The following is an 18,643-nucleotide window of genomic DNA, read 5'->3' as shown; positions in this document are numbered from 1 at the left end:
GAGGGAGGCTTGAACATGGACGCAGTCAACCTGCTTGGATTCGATCTCGAAGGCTTGGCTGCGTTTTGCGAGCAGCTGGGGGAGAAGCGCTTTCGCGCGACCCAGCTGTTCCGCTGGATTCATCAGAAGGGCGCCGCTGATTTCGATCAGATGAGCGACCTGGCCAAATCGCTGCGCGAGAAGCTGCGCGACAGAGCCCACATCACCGCCTTGCCGGTGATCTCCGAACACCAATCCGCCGACGGCACCATCAAGTGGCTGTTCGACGTCGGCGCCGGCAATGCCGTTGAGGCGGTGTTCATCCCCGAGGATGACCGCGGCACGCTGTGCGTGTCCAGCCAGGCAGGCTGCGCGGTGGGTTGCCGCTTCTGCTCGACCGGGCATCAGGGCTTCTCGCGCAATCTCGACACTGCCGAGATCCTCGCCCAGCTCTGGTTCGCTGAGCACAATCTGCGCCGTCGCTTCAACACTGCCGAACGCCAGATCACCAATGTGGTGATGATGGGCATGGGTGAGCCGCTGCAGAACTACAGCAATCTGGTGCCAGCGCTGCGGGTCATGCTCGACGACCACGGCTACGGCCTGTCGCGCCGCCGCGTGACGGTCTCGACATCGGGCGTCGTGCCTATGATCGATCGGCTGCGCGAGGACTGCCCGGTGGCGCTGGCGGTATCGCTGCATGCACCGAACGACCCGCTGCGCGACCAACTGGTGCCGCTGAACAGGAAGTACCCGATCGCCGAGCTGCTCGCTGCCTGCAATCGTTATCTGGACAAGGCGCCGCGCGACTTCATCACCTTCGAGTACTGCATGCTTGACGGTGTCAACGATACGCCCGAGCAGGCGCAGGAACTCGTGGACCTGCTGAAGGGTCATGTGTCGTGCAAGCTCAATCTGATCCCCTTCAATCCCTTCCCGGCCTCGGGCCTGAGGCGCAGCCCGCGTGAGCGCGTGATGGCCTTCGCCGAAGTGCTGATCAAGGCGGGGATCGTGACCACCGTGCGCAAGACGCGCGGTGACGATATCGACGCGGCCTGCGGCCAGTTGGCCGGTGAAGTGCAGGACCGCACCCGCGCCCATGAGCGCATGGTGCGTGCGCCGGTGCAGGTGCACCGGCGCCACAAGACCCCGCACAGCAAGGAGCTTCCGAGTCCATGATGGCCTATCGCTCTTCGTCCGCGTCCTGGTCGCTGCGTCTGGTCGCCGCGGTGTTGATCCTGCAGCTTGCCGCCTGTGCCGGCGGCGGCGCCCCGTCGGGCACAGAGCCGCGCACGGCCTCGGATCAGACCGAGGCCGAACGCCGCGCGGCGGTACGAGTGGAGCTGGCCTCGGGTTACCTAGCGCGTGGCCAGTACAACACCGCGTTGGACGAGGTGAAACAGGCGCTCGCTGCCCGGCCGGACTACCGCGATGCGCTGAACCTGCGCGGCCTGATCTATGCCGCGCTGGGCGAACTGGGACTGGCCGAGGACAACTTCCGCCGCACGCTGAGCCTGTATCCGCGCGACGGCGACACGCTGCACAACTACGGCTGGTTCCTCTGCCAGCAGCGTCGCTGGAACGAGGCCTTTGCGCAGTTCGACCTCGCTGTGGCTCAGCCGCAGTACCGCGGCACCGCGCGTAGCCTGCTGGCCAAGGGCGTCTGCGAGGCGCGTGCCGGCAGGGACGCCAGTGCGCTGCAGACCTTGCAGCGCGCCTTCGAGCTTGACCCTTCGAACCCGGCAACTGCGATCAATATGGCCGAGTTGCTGCTGCGCGCAGGCTCGCTGGAGCGGGCGCAGTTCTACGTCAAGCGGGTCAATGCCCAGCCGGAGTTTGTCAATGCGGAGAGCCTGTGGCTCGCGCTGCGCATCGAGCGTCGCATGGGCAATCGAGCTGCAGTCGAAGAACTTGGGCAGCAGCTGCGCCGACGCTTTCCGCAGTCGCCGCAGACCGAGCGGCTCGACAGGGGGCAATTCGATGAGTGAGGGAGAGAACATGTCCGCGGTCGTCAACGAAGGCGCTCCGCCCTTGTCTTCGCCGCCAGCTCAGGCTGCGACTGCGGGCGCCTGGCTCAGGCAGGCACGTCAGGCCAAGGGCCTGCATATCGCGGCAATGTCGGTGCACCTCAAGGTGCCGCAGTCCAAGCTGGAAGCCCTCGAGGCCGATCGCTACCAGGATCTGCCTGACGCCACCTTCGCGCGAGCCCTGGCTACGGCCATGTGCCGCTTGCTCAAGATCGATGCAACCCCGGTGCTGGCGCTGCTGCCTCCCAGCGACAGCGGCACGCTGGAGAAGGTGTCGCCAGGCTTGAACGAGCCTTTCCGCGAGCGTCCTTCGCAGGATGAGACCCTGGGCCTGGACTGGATCAAGAGTCCGGTCGTCTGGGCGCCGGCGCTGCTGCTGCTCGCAGCTCTGGCGGTTTATCTGTTGCCTGAGGGCTGGCTGCAGCCCAGTCAGCCGGCGGCGGTGCCGATTGCCCAGCAGCCACTGGGCACCCAGGTGGTGGAGCTGCCCGCCAGCGCTGCGTCCCCGGCCGAAAGCCCGTCGGCGTCGCAGGTCCGGACCGAGGCCGCGTCGCCTTCGACCGCTGCATCGGTGCCCGTCGTGCCGCCCGCGCAGGCCGCCGTGCCTGCACCGGCGCCGACTGTGCCCCCGGTGGCGGTTGTGCCGGCGCCGGCCGGGACCGCCCCCAAGCCCGTCGGCGCCTCGCCGCTGCTGCTGCGTGCCAAGGCGCAGACCTGGATCGAAGTCACCGATGCGCGTGGCCAGGTGCAGTTCTCGCGCCTGATGCAGCCGGGTGAGCAGGCCGAGTTGGACGTTGCGCTACCGGCGCAGCTGCGCGTCGGCAATGTGGCTGGCACTGAGGCGCTGCTGCGCGGTGCCAGTCTGGACCTGGCTGGGCGCAGCAAGGACAACGTCGCCCGCATCGAGCTGAATTGATCCGCACCCGCAAGCCCTGCAGAGCCCCATGACTGACAGCCGCAGTACTTCTATCCTCGACCCGCAAGCGATTGCTGCTGCAAAGCCGGCTGCCCGGCGCAGACGCCAGGCCACGGTGCGCTGCGGTTCGCGCGTGCTCACCATCGGTGGCGATGCACCGGTGCGTGTCCAGTCGATGACCAACACCGACACCGTGGACGTGATCGGTACGGCCATCCAGGTCAAGGAGCTGGCGATTGCTGGCTCCGAGCTGGTGCGCATCACCGTCAACACGCCCGAGGCCGCCGAGGCCGTGCCGCATATCCGCGAGCAGCTCGACCGCATGGGCATCGATGTGCCGCTGGTCGGCGACTTCCATTACAACGGCCACCGGCTGCTGACCGACTATCCGGCGATGGCGCAGGCGCTCGCCAAGTACCGTATCAATCCGGGCAATGTCGGCAAGGGCGACAAGAAGGATCGCCAGTTCGCGCAGATGATCGAGGCGGCGATGAAGTACGACAAGGTCGTGCGCATCGGCGTCAACTGGGGCAGCCTGGACCAGGAACTGCTGGCCCAGATGATGGATGAGAACGCGCAGCGCGCCGTGCCCTGGGACGGTCAGCAGGTGATGTACCAGGCACTGATCGAATCTGCGCTGAGTTCGGCCAGCTATGCCCGCGAGCTGGGCATGAACCCGGACAACATCATCATCAGCTGTAAGGTCAGCGGCGTGCAGGACCTGATCTCGGTCTATCGCGCGCTGAGCGAACGTTGTGACTACGCGCTGCACCTGGGCCTGACCGAGGCCGGCATGGGTACCAAGGGCACGGTGGCCTCGGCCGCGGCGCTGTCGGTGCTGCTGCAGGAAGGCATTGGCGACACCATCCGCGTCTCGCTGACGCCGCAGCCCGGCGAGCCGCGCACGCAGGAGGTGGTGGTGGCGCTGGAGATCCTGCAGGCCCTGGGCCTGCGTGCCTTCAACCCCAGCGTCACCGCCTGCCCCGGCTGCGGCCGCACCACCAGCACCACCTTCCAGGAGCTGGCCAAGCAGATCGATGACTTCCTGCGCGCGCAGATGCCGATCTGGCGCGGCAAGTATCCCGGCGTCGAGAACCTCAAGGTCGCGGTGATGGGCTGCATCGTCAACGGCCCCGGCGAGAGCAAGCATGCCGACATCGGCATCAGCCTGCCGGGCACCGGCGAGGCGCCGGCCGCGCCGGTCTTCATCGACGGCGAGAAGGCGCTGACGCTGCGCGGCGAGAACATCGCGACCGAGTTCCACGCGCTGGTCGAGAACTACATCGAGAAGAGGTTCGGCGGCGCCACCGCTGCCTGAACCCGAGCACGAAGAACAACAATGACTGAGCAGAAGAAGCTGCAGCCGCTGCAGGCTGTGAAAGGCATGAACGACATCCTGCCGCCGGACTCGGCGCGCTGGGAGTGGTTTGAGGCCAAGGTGCGCTCCATCATGCAGCGCTACGGTTATGCCAATGTGCGCACGCCCATCGTCGAGCCCACCGCACTGTTCGTGCGCGGTCTGGGTGAGGTCACCGACATCGTCGAGAAGGAGATGTACTCCTTCGAGGACAAGATGAACGGCGATCTGCTGACGCTGCGCCCGGAGGGCACGGCCGGCGTGGTGCGCGCGATGAACGAGCATTCCTTCCTGCGCGAAGGTGGCAAGCGGCTGTTCTACATCGGCCCCATGTTCCGTCACGAGCGTCCGCAGAAGGGCCGCTACCGCCAGTTCCATCAGGTTGGCGTCGAGGCGCTGGGCTTTGCCGGTCCGGACGTCGATGCCGAGATCATCCTGATGTGCCGCCAGCTCTGGCGCGAACTGGGCCTGGTCGAAGGCCGCGACGTGCGCCTGGAGCTCAACAGCCTGGGCCAGCCCGACGAGCGCCGCGCCCACCGCGAGGCGCTGATCAAGCACCTGGAGGCCAACAGCGCCTTCCTCGACGAGGAAGCCAAGCGCCGCATGTACAGCAATCCGCTGCGCGTGCTGGACACCAAGAACCCGGCGATGCAGCAGGTGGTCGAGGAAGCGCCCAAGCTGATCGACTTCCTCGGCGAAGCTTCGATGGCGCACTTCAACGCGGTGCGCGCCGTGCTCGATGCTGCCGGGCTGGAGTACCGCATCAACCCGCGCCTGGTACGCGGCATGGACTACTACAACCTCACCGTGTTCGAGTGGGTCACCGAACGCCTGGGCTCGCAGGGCACGGTCTGTGGCGGCGGCCGCTACGACAGCCTGATCGAGCAGCTCGGCGGCAAGCCGGCGCCCGGCGTCGGCTGGGGCATGGGCATGGAGCGCATGCTGCTGCTGCTTGAAGAAGTGGGCGTGGTGCCCGCTGCGCCGGCGCCGCAGGCCTATGCGGTGGTGCCCTCGGCCGCGCAGCTGCCGCAGATCATGGTGGCGCTGGAGGCGCTGCGTGCCGCTGGCGTCGCGGTGATCCTGCATCCGGGGCAGGGCAGCATGAAGTCGCAGTTCAAGAAGGCCGACGCCAGCGGCGCCACCTTCGCGCTGGTCTTCGGCGAGGACGAGCTCTCGCGCGGCGAGGTGGCGATCAAGCCGCTGCGCAGCGAAGGAGCCGCGCAGTACACGCGCAAGCTGGCCGAGGTCTCGGCCTGGGCGGCCGAGTTGCTGCCCAACGCATAATCGCGGCTCCCGAATCCGCGGAACGACAACCGATCAACAGCTCACGAAGCTCACTTCTCACATGGCGTCGCATCTCGATCTCGAAGAACAGGAACAGCTGGAACGGGTCAAGGCCTTCTGGAAACAGTACGGCAATCTGATCACCTGGCTGATCACGCTGGCGCTGCTGGCCTATGCCGGCTGGACGGGCTGGGGCTGGTGGCAGCGCGAGCAGGCTGTGAAGGCTGCGGCGATGTTCGACGAACTCGACCGTGCCGCCAAGCAGGGCGATGCCGACAAGGCGGGGCGCGTCTTCGGAGATCTGAAGGAGCGTTACGGCCGTACCACCTATGCGGCGCAGGCTGCTTTGCTGGCCGCGCGACTGCAGCACGAGAAGGGCCAGACCGACGCTGCCAAGACCAGCCTGGCCTGGGCCGCAGAGAACGCGGCCGAGACCGAGTACCGCGACATCGCGCGCCTGCGTCTGGCCGGCCTGCAGCTTGATGCCAAGCAGTACGACGAGGCCGCCAAGACCCTGGATGCGGTCAAGGGAGCCGAGTTCGCGGCGCTGGTGGCCGATCGTCGTGGCGACCTTGCCTTGCTGTCGGGCAAGCCTGATCAGGCCAAGGCTGAGTACCAGAAAGCCTACGCGGCGATGGACAAGAGCCTGGACTATCGCGTGCTGGTGGAAGCCAAGCTGGCGAGCCTGGGTGCCGCGCCGGCTGAAGACGTCGCCAAGGAGAGCAAGTGATGATGAGCCCGACGCGCCTGCGAGTCGCCGCCCGCAACGGCCTTGGCGTCGCTGCCGCCGCAGTCATGCTGTCGGCCTGCTCGATCTTCAGCAGCACGCCGCCGGTCAAGCCGGCGCCGCTGGAGACGATCGCCGCACCGATTGCCGGCCGTGTCGTGTGGAGCAGCCAGGTGGACAGCCTGGCCTTCCCGCTGTCGATCGCCGTCGCGGGCGATCGCTTCATCGTGGCTGGCGGTGATGGCTCGGTGCGGTCTCTGCAGGCGGATACCGGTGCCGTGCAATGGCGCAGCGAGGCGCTGGGCCGCCTCTCGGCCGGCGTGGGCAGCGACGGTCGCTTTGCCGCCGTCGTCACGCGTGGCAACGAGCTGATCGCGCTGGATGCCGGCAAGACGCTGTGGCGCCGCACGCTGAATGTGCCGGTGTTTGCTGCACCGCTGGTGGCCGGCGAGCGCGTCTTCGTACTCACCGTCGACCGCGCGGTGCAGGCCTTCGACGTGCTGGATGGGCGCCGGCTGTGGGAGCTGCGCCGTCCCGGCGAGCCGCTGACGCTGGCCCAGCCCGGCGTGATCGCCGCCTACAAGGACACGTTGATCGTCGGGCAGGGCCCGCGTCTGGCGGGCGTGGACCCGCTGCGTGGCACCTTGCGCTGGGAAGCCAATGTCGCCGCGCCGCGCGGTACCAACGAGGTCGAGCGTCTGGCCGACCTGGTGGCGCCGCTGTACCGCCAGGGCACGACGCTGTGCGCTCGCGCGTTCCAGTCGGCTGTGGGCTGTGTCAATGCCGAGCGCGGCAGCGCGCTGTGGAGCCGGAACAATGCCGGCCTGACGGGCCTCGCAGGTGATGCGGACCATGTCTATGGCGCCGACGCTTCCGACCGCCTCACCGCCTGGAAGATAGTCAACGGCGACATCGTCTGGACCGCGGAGCAGTTCACAAACCGCAAGCTGAGCGCGCCGCTGGCCGTGGGCAACACGGTGGTGTTCGGCGACATGGACGGCTATGTGCACTTCGTCGCCCGCGACAGCGGCAAGACCGTGCTGCGCCTGGCCACCGACGGCTCGCCCATCGTCAGCGCACCAGTAGCCATCGGCACCACCATCCTGGTGGCGACCAAGAAGGGCGGCCTATTCGCGCTGCGTCCGCAGTAAGCGCCACGCCGCTGAAGAACGACAACAAGAAGAACAGGCACTGAAGCAGTCCCCATGAAGCCCGTCATCGCCCTGGTCGGCCGCCCCAATGTGGGCAAGTCCACGCTGTTCAACCGGCTGACGAAGAGCCGCGACGCCATCGTCGCCGACTTCGCCGGTCTGACGCGCGATCGCCACTATGGCGATGGGCGCCTGGGTGACCACGAGTTCATCGTCGTCGACACCGGCGGCTTCGAGCCCGACAGCTCCACCGGCATCGTCAAGGAGATGGCCAAGCAGACCCGCCAGGCCGTGGCCGAGGCGGATGCAGTGATCTTCGTCGTCGACGTGCGCATGGGCCTCTCGGGTCAGGATCAGGACATCGCCCGCTACCTGCGCCAGGCCAACAAGCGCGTGCACCTGGCAGTGAACAAGGCCGAGGGCATGAGCGACTCGCCGCTGCTGGCCGAGTTCCACGAGCTGGGCATGGGCGAGCCGCACCCGATCTCCGCAGCGCATGGCCAGGGCATCCGCAGCCTGATGGAGACGGTGCTGGAGCCCTTCGAACCCAACCGCGGCGCAGACGAAGCCGAGCAGGACGGTGTGATCCGTCTGGCCGTGGCCGGCCGGCCCAATGTGGGCAAGAGCACGCTGATCAACACCTGGCTCGGCGAGGAGCGCCTGGTCGCCTTCGACATGCCGGGCACGACGCGCGACGCGATCTCGGTGCCCTTCGAGCGCAATGGCCAGAAGTTTGAGCTGATCGACACCGCCGGCCTGCGCCGCAAGGGCAAGGTCTTCGAGGCGATCGAGAAGTTCTCGGTGGTCAAGACGCTGCAGGCCATCGCTGATGCGCATGTGGTGCTGCTGCTGCTGGACGCGACTCAGGGTGTCACCGACCAGGATGCGCACATCGCCGGCTACATCCTCGACAGCGGTCGTGCCGTCGTGCTGGCGGTGAACAAGTGGGACGCGGTGGACAGCTACCAGCGCGAGCAGCTGGCCCGCTCGATCGAACATCGGCTGGCCTTCTTGAAATTTGCACCGGTGCACCACATCTCAGCCTTGAAACGTCAAGGACTGGGGCCGCTATGGAACGCCATGGCCGATGCCTACGCATCGGCACACCGCAAGATGAGCACGCCGGTGCTGACGCGACTCGTACACGAGGCAGTGGAGCATCAGGCACCCAAGCGAAGCGGGCTGTCGCGCCCCAAGCTGCGCTATGCCCACCAGGGCGGCATGAATCCGCCCATCGTCGTGATCCACGGCACGGCACTGGAAGGCATCACCGAGGTCTACAAGCGCTACCTGGAAGGGCGCATCCGCACCCACTTCAAGCTGGTCGGTACTCCTTTGCGCATCGAATTGCGTTCGGCGAAGAATCCCTTCAAGGACGAATAAGCAAGCCCCTGCGCGGCAAACCCGCGCCGGCCCTGTGTTAAGGTGCCGGCACTTGGCATTACTCAACACGGAGTGAATATCGTGAGCAACAAAGGACAACTCTTGCAAGATCCTTTTCTGAACCTGCTGCGCAAGGAACACGTGCCGGTCTCGATCTACCTGGTCAACGGCATCAAGCTGCAGGGCCAGATCGAGTCCTTTGACCAATACGTCGTGTTGCTCCGCAATACCGTGACCCAGATGGTCTACAAGCACGCCATTTCCACCGTGGTGCCGGGTCGTGCGGTGAACTTCCACGCTGCCGAAGGCGGCGCTGAGTCGTCCTGACGCGTGGCGCCCCGGGCCGCGCGCCCTTGACGCAAGACCTTGAGCTCCTCCACCTCCACCCCGTCGTCGCCGCCCTCCGAGGCGGCGCGCGCCATTCTTGTCGGCGTCGATTTCGGCCGCGGAGCGGCCTTCGATCCGACGCTGGATGAACTGGCCCTGCTCGCTGAGTCCGCCGGCGACACGCCGGTGGCGCGAGTCGTCGCGCGCCGGCAAGCGCCTGATGCGGCGCTGTTCGTCGGCTCCGGCAAGGCTGACGAGATCAAGCTTCTGGTGCAGGCCCATGGCGCGCAGACCGTGCTCTTCGACCAGGCGATCTCGCCCGCGCAGCAACGCAATCTGGAGCGCGTGCTGGGCGTGCCGGTGGCCGACCGCACGGCGCTGATCCTGGAGATCTTCGCCGCACGCGCCAAGAGCCACGAGGGCAAGCTGCAGGTCGAGTTGGCGCGGCTGCAGTACCTGGCCACACGCCTGGTGCGGCGCTGGAGCCACCTGGAGCGCCAGAGCGGAGGCATCGGCATGCGTGGCGGCCCCGGCGAGGCGCAGATCGAGCTGGACCGTCGCATGATCGACGACCGCATCAAGGTCACCAAGGAGCGGCTGAAGAAGGTGCAGCGCCAGCGCAGCACGCAGCGGCGGGCGCGCGAGCGCAATGCGGTCTTCAAGGTCTCGCTGGTCGGCTACACCAATGCCGGCAAGTCCACGCTCTTCAATGCACTGGTGAAGGCGCGCAGCTACGCAGCCAACCAGTTGTTTGCGACGCTGGATACGACCACGCGTTCGATGTATCTGGAGGAGGCGGGACAGAGCGTCTCGCTGTCCGACACCGTCGGCTTCATCCGCGACCTGCCGCACAAGCTGGTCGAGGCCTTCAAGGCCACGCTGCAGGAGGCTGCCGAGGCGGACCTGCTGCTGCATGTGGTCGATGCCGCGTCGCCACAGCTCGACGAGCAGATGGTCGAGGTGGAGCGGGTGCTCGACGAGATCGGCGCCGCCGAGATTCCACAGATCCTTGTCTACAACAAACAGGACTTGCTCGATGAGAGCCAGCGGCCGCGCGCCGCAATGGACTGGATCGAGCGGCCAGGCGGCCTGCGCGTGCCGCGCGTCTTCGTCAGCGCGGTGCAGGGCACCGGGCTGGAGCTGCTGCGCAGCCAGATCGTTGCCGCGATGCGCGAACAGGGCGTGGAGCTGCCGCATGCGGCGCCTCCTGCCGAACTCAGCAACCATTGATCGAACGACTCACTGACTGACAGGCCATGAGCATGAACAATTACGAGTCCCTCGGCGCGCGTCGGCCACACAACGGCCTGGGTGCCGTGGCGGCTGCAGCGCGTGCGCTGGCAGCTGGCCTGCTGGCATCGGCGCTGCCCTGGCGCGCCGGCCGGCATCTCAGCAACGGCCGCAACGACGGCCCGCCCGACCTGGACGAACTCTGGCGCGACTTCAATCGCAAGCTCTCCGGCATGTTCGGCGCTCGTCCCGGTGGCGATGGCCAGGGTGGCGGGCAGGGCCATGGCGGTGGTGGCCGTCAGCCCGACATGAAGAATGCCGGCATCGGCGTCGGCCTGATCGCCGGTGTGGTCGTGCTCGGCTGGTTGGGTAGCGGCTTCTTCATCGTGCAGGAAGGCCAGCAGGCGGTGGTGACCTCCTTCGGCAAGTACAGCAAGACGGTGGACGCCGGCTTCCAATGGCGGCTGCCCTATCCCTTCCAGGCCAACGAAACCGTGCCGGTGACGCAGCTGCGCTCGGTCGAGGTGGGCCGCAATTCGGTGGTGCAGGCCACCGGTCTGCGCGACTCGTCGATGCTGACGCAGGACGAGAACATCGTCGACATCCGCTTCTCGGTGCAGTACCGGCTGAAGGATGCGCGCGAGTACCTGTTCGAGAACCGCGGTCCGGACGAGGCCGTGGTGCAAGCGGCAGAGTCGGCCGTGCGCGAGATCGTCGGCAAGAGCGGCATGGACTCGGTGCTGTACGAGCAGCGCGACGCGATCGCCGCCGAGCTGATGAAGTCGGTACAGGCTCAGTTGGACCGACTCAAGGCCGGCATCTTGGTGGCGAACATCAACGTGCAGAGCGTGCAGGCCCCCGAGCAGGTTCAGGCGGCCTTCGACGACGCTGTCAAGGCCGGCGCTGACCGCGAACGCCTGAAGAACGAAGGCCAGGCCTACGCCAACGACATCATTCCCAAGGCGCAGGGTACGGCGGCGCGTCTGCGCGAGGAGGCCGAAGCCTACAAGGCACGCGTCGTCGCGCAGGCCGAGGGTGATGCGCAGCGCTTCAAGAGCGTCTATGCCGAGTATCAGAAAGCGCCGGCAGTGACGCGCGACCGTCTGTACATCGACACCATGCAGCAGATTTACTCCAACGTCAGCAAGGTCATGGTGGACAGCCGCAGTGGCTCCAACCTCTTGTACCTGCCGCTGGACAAGCTGCTGCAGCAGCAACAGGGCAGCGTGAGCGTCAGCGCTCCGCTGCCGAGCAGTTCCACCGACAGCCCGGCAGTGAGTAGCGGCGCGGCCGATGTCCGCTCCCGCGATGGCTCGCGCGCTCGTGACCGTGACGGCCGCTGATCAGGACAACCCGCTATGAATCGCATTGCCTCCATCGTCATCGGCGCCCTTGTCGCCCTCATGCTGGCCAGCTCGACGCTGTTCATCGTCGATCAGCGCCAGTTTGCCGTGATCTACGCGCTCGGCGAGATCAAAGAAGTTGTCACCGAGCCGGGCCTGAAGTTCAAGCTGCCGCCGCCATTCCAGAACGTGGTCTTCCTGGACCGGCGCATGCAGACGCTGGACAGCCCGGAAACTCGGCCGATCTTCACTGCCGAAAAGAAGAGCCTGGTGATCGACTGGCTGGTGAAGTGGCGAATTTCCGAGCCTCGCCAGTTCATCCGCAACGCCGGCAGCGACATCCGCAACATCGAGAACCGGCTGAGCCCTATCGTGCAGGCCGCGCTCAACGAGGAGGTCACGAAGCGCACGGTGCGTGCAGTGCTGGCCACCGAGCGTGAGAAGGTGATGAACGACGTTCGCGCGCGCCTCACCGACGAGGCCAAGCAGTTCGGTATCGAGATCGTCGACGTGCGCATCAAGCGCGTGGACTTCTCGGCCAACATCACCGAGGCGGTCTATCGCCGCATGGAATCCGAACGCAAGCGGGTCGCCAACGAACTGCGGTCGACCGGTGCGGCCGAGAGCGAGAAGATCCGCGCCGACGCCGAGCGCCAGCGCGAGATCATCGTCGCCGAAGCCTATCGGGATGCGCAGAAGATCAAGGGTGAGGGTGATGCCCGGGCATCGGTCTTGTATGCCGACGCCTTCGGGCGCGATCCGGCTTTCGCGCAGTTCTATCGCTCGCTGGAGGCCTACCGGGCGAGCTTCCGCAGCAAGTCCGACGTGATGGTGGTCGACCCGAACAGCGAGTTCTTCAAGGCCATGCGCGGCAGCAGTGGCGTGGGCGCCCCCGCCAAGACCAGGTAATCACACGTCCGTGGCCGAAGTCCTGCTGACGGCGCTGGCGCTGATGCTGGTCATCGAGGGTCTGTTGCCCTTCCTGAGTCCGACCGGTTGGCGCCAGGTCTTCGCCAGGGTGCTGGCGATGAGCGACGGACAGATCCGCTTCATCGGTCTGGCCAGCATGCTGGCCGGACTACTGAGCCTGTGGCTGTTGCACTGAAGCGCATGCGGTGACGCTGACGCTTGACTGACGCCGGCGGAGGCGATTTCGCCACGCCTGCCCGGTACAATGCCGTTTTTAACCGCCACACACGTCCATGTCCTCTGCTTGGCTGTTGCCCGAGCACATCGCTGACGTTCTGCCGTCCCAGGCGCGCCGCATCGAAGAACTTCGGCGCGAGCTGCTGGACATGGCGCGCAGCTATGGCTGCGAGCTCGTCATGCCTCCGCTGCTGGAGTATCTGGAGTCGCTGCTCTCCGGCACCGGCCGCGAGCTCGATCTCAAGACTTTCAAGCTGGTGGACCAGCTCTCCGGCCGCACCATGGGGCTGCGCGCCGACACCACTCCGCAGGTGGCGCGCATTGATGCACACCTGCTCAATCGTGCCGGCGTGACGCGCCTGTGCTACTGCGGCCCGGTACTGCATACGCGCCCGGCCGGCATGCAGAGCAGCCGTGAGCCGCTGCAGTTCGGCGTGGAGATCTACGGCCATGCCGGCCTCGAGGCCGACCTCGAAGTGCAGGAACTGGCGCTGGACGCGATGCGGCGGGCCGGACTCAAGGGCATCGTCATCGACCTGGGTGACGCACGGCTTGTCAAGGGCGTGCTCGGCGATCTGCAACTGCCCGCGGCCCGGCTGGGCGACATCGTTGCTGCGCTGGCCACCAAGGATGCGGCGCAGCTGGCGCAGCTCACCGCTGGGTTGCCGGCTGAGGTCCGCGACGGACTGCAGCAACTGTTAAAGCTCTACGGTGGCAGCGAGGTGCTGGCGGCGGCGCGCAGCCAACTGCCCGACAACCCGGTGATCCGCGCTGCGCTGGACGATCTGCAGTGGCTGGCCAGCCATCTGCAAGCCACGCACCCGGAGGTGCGCCTGGGCTTCGACCTGGCGGATCTCAGCGGCTACGCCTACTACAGCGGTGCACGCTTCGCCGCCTATGCCGAGGGCAGCAGCGATGCGGTGCTGCGCGGCGGGCGCTATGACGAGGTTGGTGCGGTGTTCGGCCGACGCCGCCCGGCTGTAGGTTTTAGTCTGGATCTGAAATCGCTGGTTGCGCTGACACCAGCGACGCCCTTGCGCGCTGCGGTGCGTGCTCCCTGGGGCGAGGAGGCCAGCCTGCGCGCGGCGATCCGTCGCCTGCGCGAGATGGGCGAGACGGTCGTGTGCGTGCTCCCTGGGCACGAGCACGAAGGTGACGAATTCGACTGCGACCGCGAGCTGGTGCGCGTCGGCGATCAGTGGGCGGTGCGTGCGCTTTGAAGCGCGACGACACGGCCTGTCCAAGGATTTATCGGGATATCAGTGATGAACAGCAGCGAAATCGTGCGCGGACGCAATGTGGTCGTCGTCGGCACCCAGTGGGGTGACGAGGGCAAGGGCAAGGTGGTGGACTGGCTGACGCCGCACGCTCAGGGCGTGGTGCGCTTCCAGGGTGGCCACAACGCCGGCCACACCCTTGTGATCAAGGGCGTGAAGACGGCGTTGCAACTGATCCCCTCGGGCATCATGCGCGACGGCGTGGCCTGCTACATCGGCAACGGCGTGGTGCTGGACCCGACCCACTTGCTCGGCGAGATCGAGCGCCTGGAGAAGGCCGGCGTCGAGGTGCGCTCGCGCCTGTTCATCAGCGAATCCTGCCCGCTGATCCTGCCCTTCCATGTGGAAGTGGACAAGGCCCGCGAGGCGCTGCGCGAGAGCAGCGGCAGCGGCAAGATCGGCACCACCGGCAAGGGCATCGGTCCGGCCTACGAAGACAAGGTCGCCCGCCGCGCACTGCGCGTGCAGGACCTGAAGCATCCCGAGCGCTTCGCCAAGAAGCTCAAGGAGTTGCTGGAGTTGCACAACTTCGCGTTGACCGGTTACTTGAAGTCCAATGCGCTGGAGTTCCAGCCCATCTTCGACCAGGCGATGAAGATGGCCGAGTTCCTCAAGCCGATGATGGCCGACGTGGGCTACATGCTGCACAAGGCGCATCTGGCCGGCCAGAACATCCTCTTCGAGGGTGCGCAGGGTACGCTGCTGGACATCGACCACGGCACCTATCCTTACGTCACGTCGAGCAACTGCGTGGCCGGCAATGCCGCCGCTGGCGCCGGCGTGGGTCCGCAGATGCTGCACTACATGCTGGGCATCACCAAGGCTTACACCACGCGTGTGGGCAGCGGTCCGTTCCCGACCGAACTGGACTGGGAGAAGCCTGGCACCGTCGGCTATCACCTCTCGACCGTTGGCCAGGAGAAGGGCACGGTCACAGGGCGTGCGCGCCGTTGCGGCTGGCTGGACGCTGCTGCGCTGAAGCGCTCCATCATCATCAACGGCATCAGCGGCCTGTGCATGACCAAGCTGGACGTGCTGGACGGATTGGCCGAGGTCAAGATGTGCGTCGGCTACGAGCTGGGTGGCCAGACCGTGGATATCCTGCCGCTGGACGCCGACGAGATCGAGGCCTGCAAGCCCATCTTCGAGACTTTCCCGGGCTGGAGCGACTCCACCGCCGGCATCACTGAATGGGACAAGCTGCCTCTGAACGCACGCCGCTACCTGGAGCGCGTGCAGGAGTTCACCGGCGCGCCGATCGCCATGGTGTCCACCGGTCCGGACCGCGACCACACCATCCTGCTGCAGCATCCCTACAAGGGTTGATTCAGAACACCGAACGGAGACGACACGCATGTTGACCGATGACGGCAAGCACCTCTATGTATCCTGGGACGAGTACCACTCTTTGATCGAGCGGCTGGCGCTGCAGATCCATGCCTCAGGCTGGCAGTTCGACCAGATCCTCTGCCTGGCGCGCGGCGGCATGCGCCCTGGCGACGTGCTTTCCCGCGTGTTCGACAAGCCGCTGGGCATCATGTCCACCAGCTCCTATCGCGCCGAGGCCGGTACGATCCAGGGCCGCCTGGACATCGCCAAGTACATCACCATGCCCAAGGGCGAGCTGGCCGGCCGCGTGCTGCTGGTCGACGATCTGGCCGATTCGGGGGTGACGCTCAAGGCGGTGGTCGAGCGCCTGCGCGGCATGCCGGCGATCAGCGAGTTGCGCTCGGCGGTGATCTGGACCAAGGGCGTGTCAACCTACACGCCCGACTACTACGTCGAGATGCTGGAGACCAGTCCCTGGATCCATCAGCCCTTCGAAGAGTACGACAGCCTGCGTCCCGAAGCGCTGGCCAAGAAGCACGGCCAGGCTTGATCGGCGTCGCACCGCCGGCCTGTGCGAGCGCTCGCACAGGTCTGTCCTTCGGTTATCGTTGCACCCGCGAGGACAAAAGAAAAAAGGCCAGCTCGCGCTGGCCTTTTTTAGAAGATTTTGGTGCCCAGGAGAGGACTCGAACCTCCACGGAGTTACCCGCTAGTACCTGAAACTAGTGCGTCTACCAATTCCGCCACCTGGGCAAGGTGTCCGTAGCTCTTGCGAGCTGCGGCCGTTTCAGAAAGAACGAGAGTTTATCATCAAGAACATCAAGAACACAAGCACTCCCCAGTCAGGCCTGCTGGCCGAACTGGAGGGCACGGTCCAGGGGCATCGCGACGGCCACGGTTTTCTCGTGCCCGACGACGGTCAGCCCGACATCTACCTGTCGTCGCAGGAAATGCATCCAGTGATGCATGGCGACCGTCTGCGCGTGCGCATCGTGCGCTACGACAAGCGCGGCCGCCCTGAGGGCCGCGTGCTCGAGATCCTCGAGCGCAAGAAGCGCCCGATCATCGGCCGCCTGCTGCTCGAATCTGGCGTCTGGCTGGTCGCGCCCGAGGACAAGCGCATGGGACAGGACATCCTGATCCCGAAGAACGGCATCGCCACCGCGACCGCAGGCCAGGTGGTCGCGGTCGAACTGACCGAGCCGCCGTCGCTCTACTCGCAGCCGGTGGGTCGTGTGGTCGAGGTGCTGGGCGAGATCGACGACCCCGGCATGGAGATCGAGATCGCGGTGCGCAAGTACGACGTGCCGCACCGCTTCAGCGCTGAGACGCTCGCCCAGGCTGCCAAGCTGCCCGAGCGCCTGCGCGCGGTGGACCTGAAGCAGCGCATCGACCTGCGCGACGTGCCTCTCGTCACCATCGACGGCGAGGACGCGCGCGACTTCGACGATGCGGTCTACTGCGAGCCGCACAAGCAGGGGCGCGGCAAGAATGCCTTCAGCGGCTGGCGCCTGCTGGTCGCGATCGCCGATGTCAGCCATTACGTGAAGCCCGGCGAGCCGCTGGATCTCGACGCCTACGAGCGCGCCACCTCGGTGTATTTTCCGCGCCGCGTGATTCCGATGCTGCCGGAGAAGCTGTCCAACGGCCTGTGCTCGCTGAATCCGCACGAAGACCGCCTCTCGATGGTCTGCGACATGCTGATCGACGAGGACGGCGAGACGCGCGCCTACCAGTTCTATCCGGCGGTGATCTGCTCGCATGCGCGGCTGACCTACACCGAGGTCGCTGCGGTGCTGGGCAACACGCACGGCCCTGAGGCGGCGAAGCGCCGCGAGCTCATTCCGCACCTCCTGCACCTGCACGAGGTCTATCGCGCCCTGCTGGGCCATCGCCAGAAGCGTGGCGCGGTGGACTTCGAGACGACCGAGACGCAGATCGTCTGCGATGAGAACGGCCGCATCGAGAAGATCGTGCCGCGCACGCGCAACGAGGCGCACCGCCTGATCGAGGAGGCGATGCTGGCGGCCAACGTCTGCGCGGCCGACTTCATCGAGGGCGGCAAGCACCATGCGCTGTTCCGCGTTCACGAGGGCCCAACGCCGGAGAAGCGCATGGCGCTGCAGGCCTATCTGCGCGCGCTGGGGCTGGGCATTGGCATCAGCGACGAGCCCAAGCCCGGCGAGTACCAGGCCATCGCCGCTGCGACCAAGGAGCGGCCCGACGCGACGCAGATCCACAGCATGCTGCTGCGCTCGATGCAGCAGGCAATCTACACCTCGGCCAATGCCGGGCACTTCGGCCTGGCCTATCCGGCCTACACGCACTTCACCAGCCCGATCCGCCGCTATCCGGACCTGCTGGTGCATCGCGTCATCAAGGCGATGCTGACCGGCAAGCGCTATCACCTCGACGCCACAAAGATGCAGGTGCCGATACCGGCTAAGCGGCCTGGCCGCGCCAAGCCGATCAACCCGGCCGAGGCCAGCACCGAGATCGAGCGCTGGGAAGTCGCCGGCGCGCATTGCAGCGCCAATGAGCGCCGCGCCGACGAAGCCTCGCGCGACGTCGAGGCCTGGCTCAAGTGCCGCTATATGCGCGAGCGTCTGGGTGAGGAGTTCAGCGGCACCGTGAGTGCAGTGACGAGCTTTGGCCTGTTCGTGCTGCTCGACGAGCTCTATGTCGAGGGCCTGATCCACATCACCGAACTGGGCGGCGAGTACTACCGCTTCGATGAGGTGCGCCAGGAACTGCGTGGCGAGCGCACCGGCATCCGCTACGCCACCGGTGCGCGCGTGCGCGTGCAGGTCAGCCGCGTGGATCTGGACGGCCGCAAGATCGATTTCCGCCTGGTGCGCGACGGGCTCGATGCCGAGTCGCGCGTGCGCAGCCGCGTCGTGCGCGACAAGACCGGTCAGGCGGCCGAGCCCGAGACCGCAGTGGCAGCGTTGGATGAGGTGCGCCGCAAGGATCGCCAAGCCAAGGCCGGACGCAAGAGCAGCAGCGCCGCTGGCACGGCAGGCAAGGGCAAGTCGGCTGCCGCGCATCCGGTGAAGGCGGCGCGCAGCGCCGCGCGCCAGGGCGCAGGCAAGGGCGCGGCGAAGACTTCGGCCAGCACCGGCGAGGCACGCGGGCGCAAGCGTCGCTGAAGTGACGTCACGGGCGGC

At 66.5% G+C, this 18,643-nt stretch carries 17 protein-coding genes and 1 tRNA gene; 17 read left to right on the top strand and 1 reads right to left on the bottom strand.

The features are described from left to right. The first annotated feature begins 15 nt into the window (after positions 1-15). From rlmN to AC2EBS_RS07185, 16 genes are all read left to right on the top strand, one after another. Positions 16-1,158, top strand: a complete 1,143-nt coding sequence (gene rlmN, locus AC2EBS_RS07260) for a dual-specificity RNA methyltransferase RlmN (protein WP_484727727.1) — start codon at positions 16-18, stop codon at positions 1,156-1,158. Then, entirely contained in the window at positions 1,155-1,967 is an 813-nt protein-coding gene (gene pilW, locus AC2EBS_RS07255; RefSeq protein WP_484727726.1) for a type IV pilus biogenesis/stability protein PilW, read from the top strand. Before rlmN ends, pilW begins: the two co-directional genes overlap by 4 nt. A gap of 10 nt (positions 1,968-1,977) precedes the next feature. Then, positions 1,978-2,922, top strand: coding sequence for a helix-turn-helix domain-containing protein (locus AC2EBS_RS07250; RefSeq protein WP_484727725.1), 945 nt, complete (start codon positions 1,978-1,980; stop codon positions 2,920-2,922). Positions 2,923-2,950: 28 nt separating this feature from the next. Next, positions 2,951-4,240, top strand: a complete 1,290-nt coding sequence (ispG, locus tag AC2EBS_RS07245; RefSeq protein WP_484727724.1) for a flavodoxin-dependent (E)-4-hydroxy-3-methylbut-2-enyl-diphosphate synthase — start codon at positions 2,951-2,953, stop codon at positions 4,238-4,240. Between the two features lie 21 nt (positions 4,241-4,261). Next, positions 4,262-5,563, top strand: coding sequence for a histidine--tRNA ligase (hisS, locus tag AC2EBS_RS07240; RefSeq protein WP_484727723.1), 1,302 nt, complete (start codon positions 4,262-4,264; stop codon positions 5,561-5,563). 61 nt (positions 5,564-5,624) lie between these two features. After that, positions 5,625-6,293, top strand: a complete 669-nt coding sequence (locus tag AC2EBS_RS07235) for a YfgM family protein (RefSeq protein ID WP_484727722.1) — start codon at positions 5,625-5,627, stop codon at positions 6,291-6,293. Next, positions 6,293-7,441, top strand: coding sequence for an outer membrane protein assembly factor BamB (gene bamB, locus AC2EBS_RS07230; RefSeq protein ID WP_484727721.1), 1,149 nt, complete (start codon positions 6,293-6,295; stop codon positions 7,439-7,441). Before AC2EBS_RS07235 ends, bamB begins: the two co-directional genes overlap by 1 nt. A gap of 54 nt (positions 7,442-7,495) precedes the next feature. Continuing rightward, positions 7,496-8,824 carry a ribosome biogenesis GTPase Der gene (gene der / locus AC2EBS_RS07225; RefSeq protein WP_484727720.1) on the top strand — a complete coding sequence of 443 codons (1,329 nt, stop codon included), beginning with the start codon at positions 7,496-7,498 and terminating at the stop codon, positions 8,822-8,824. A gap of 81 nt (positions 8,825-8,905) precedes the next feature. Further along, a complete protein-coding gene (hfq, locus tag AC2EBS_RS07220; protein ID WP_484727719.1) occupies positions 8,906-9,151 on the top strand; it encodes an RNA chaperone Hfq in 246 nt (81 codons plus the stop codon). Between the two features lie 39 nt (positions 9,152-9,190). Beyond that, the gene (hflX, locus tag AC2EBS_RS07215; protein WP_484727718.1) at positions 9,191-10,381 is read left to right on the top strand and encodes a GTPase HflX; all 1,191 of its coding nucleotides are present in this window, start codon (positions 9,191-9,193) and stop codon (positions 10,379-10,381) included. 32 nt (positions 10,382-10,413) lie between these two features. After that, positions 10,414-11,724, top strand: coding sequence for an FtsH protease activity modulator HflK (hflK, locus tag AC2EBS_RS07210; RefSeq protein ID WP_484728304.1), 1,311 nt, complete (start codon positions 10,414-10,416; stop codon positions 11,722-11,724). A gap of 15 nt (positions 11,725-11,739) precedes the next feature. Then, entirely contained in the window at positions 11,740-12,633 is an 894-nt protein-coding gene (gene hflC, locus AC2EBS_RS07205) for a protease modulator HflC (protein ID WP_484727717.1), read from the top strand. 10 nt (positions 12,634-12,643) lie between these two features. Then, on the top strand, positions 12,644-12,829 hold the full coding sequence (locus AC2EBS_RS07200; protein WP_484727716.1) for a DUF2065 domain-containing protein: 186 nt from the start codon (positions 12,644-12,646) through the stop codon (positions 12,827-12,829). A 97-nt stretch (positions 12,830-12,926) separates the two neighbouring features. After that, positions 12,927-14,090 carry an ATP phosphoribosyltransferase regulatory subunit gene (locus AC2EBS_RS07195; protein ID WP_484727715.1) on the top strand — a complete coding sequence of 388 codons (1,164 nt, stop codon included), beginning with the start codon at positions 12,927-12,929 and terminating at the stop codon, positions 14,088-14,090. A 45-nt stretch (positions 14,091-14,135) separates the two neighbouring features. Beyond that, positions 14,136-15,473: an adenylosuccinate synthase gene (locus AC2EBS_RS07190; protein WP_484727714.1), complete on the top strand. Its 1,338-nt coding sequence runs from the start codon at positions 14,136-14,138 to the stop codon at positions 15,471-15,473. 28 nt (positions 15,474-15,501) lie between these two features. Then, entirely contained in the window at positions 15,502-16,026 is a 525-nt protein-coding gene (locus AC2EBS_RS07185) for a phosphoribosyltransferase (RefSeq protein ID WP_484727713.1), read from the top strand. A gap of 118 nt (positions 16,027-16,144) precedes the next feature. Here AC2EBS_RS07185 and AC2EBS_RS07180 read toward each other — a convergent pair. Beyond that, positions 16,145-16,229: transfer RNA gene (locus AC2EBS_RS07180), tRNA-Leu, on the bottom strand. A gap of 98 nt (positions 16,230-16,327) precedes the next feature. Between AC2EBS_RS07180 and rnr the strand changes: the two genes are divergently transcribed. After that, positions 16,328-18,625, top strand: coding sequence for a ribonuclease R (rnr, locus tag AC2EBS_RS07175; protein ID WP_484728303.1), 2,298 nt, complete (start codon positions 16,328-16,330; stop codon positions 18,623-18,625). Positions 18,626-18,643 lie beyond the last annotated feature (18 nt).

The organism is Roseateles sp. T103 (genome assembly GCF_057219915.1).
The sequence above is the reverse complement of the archived record's forward strand: the minus strand, read 5'-3'. Positions and strand labels throughout refer to the sequence as shown.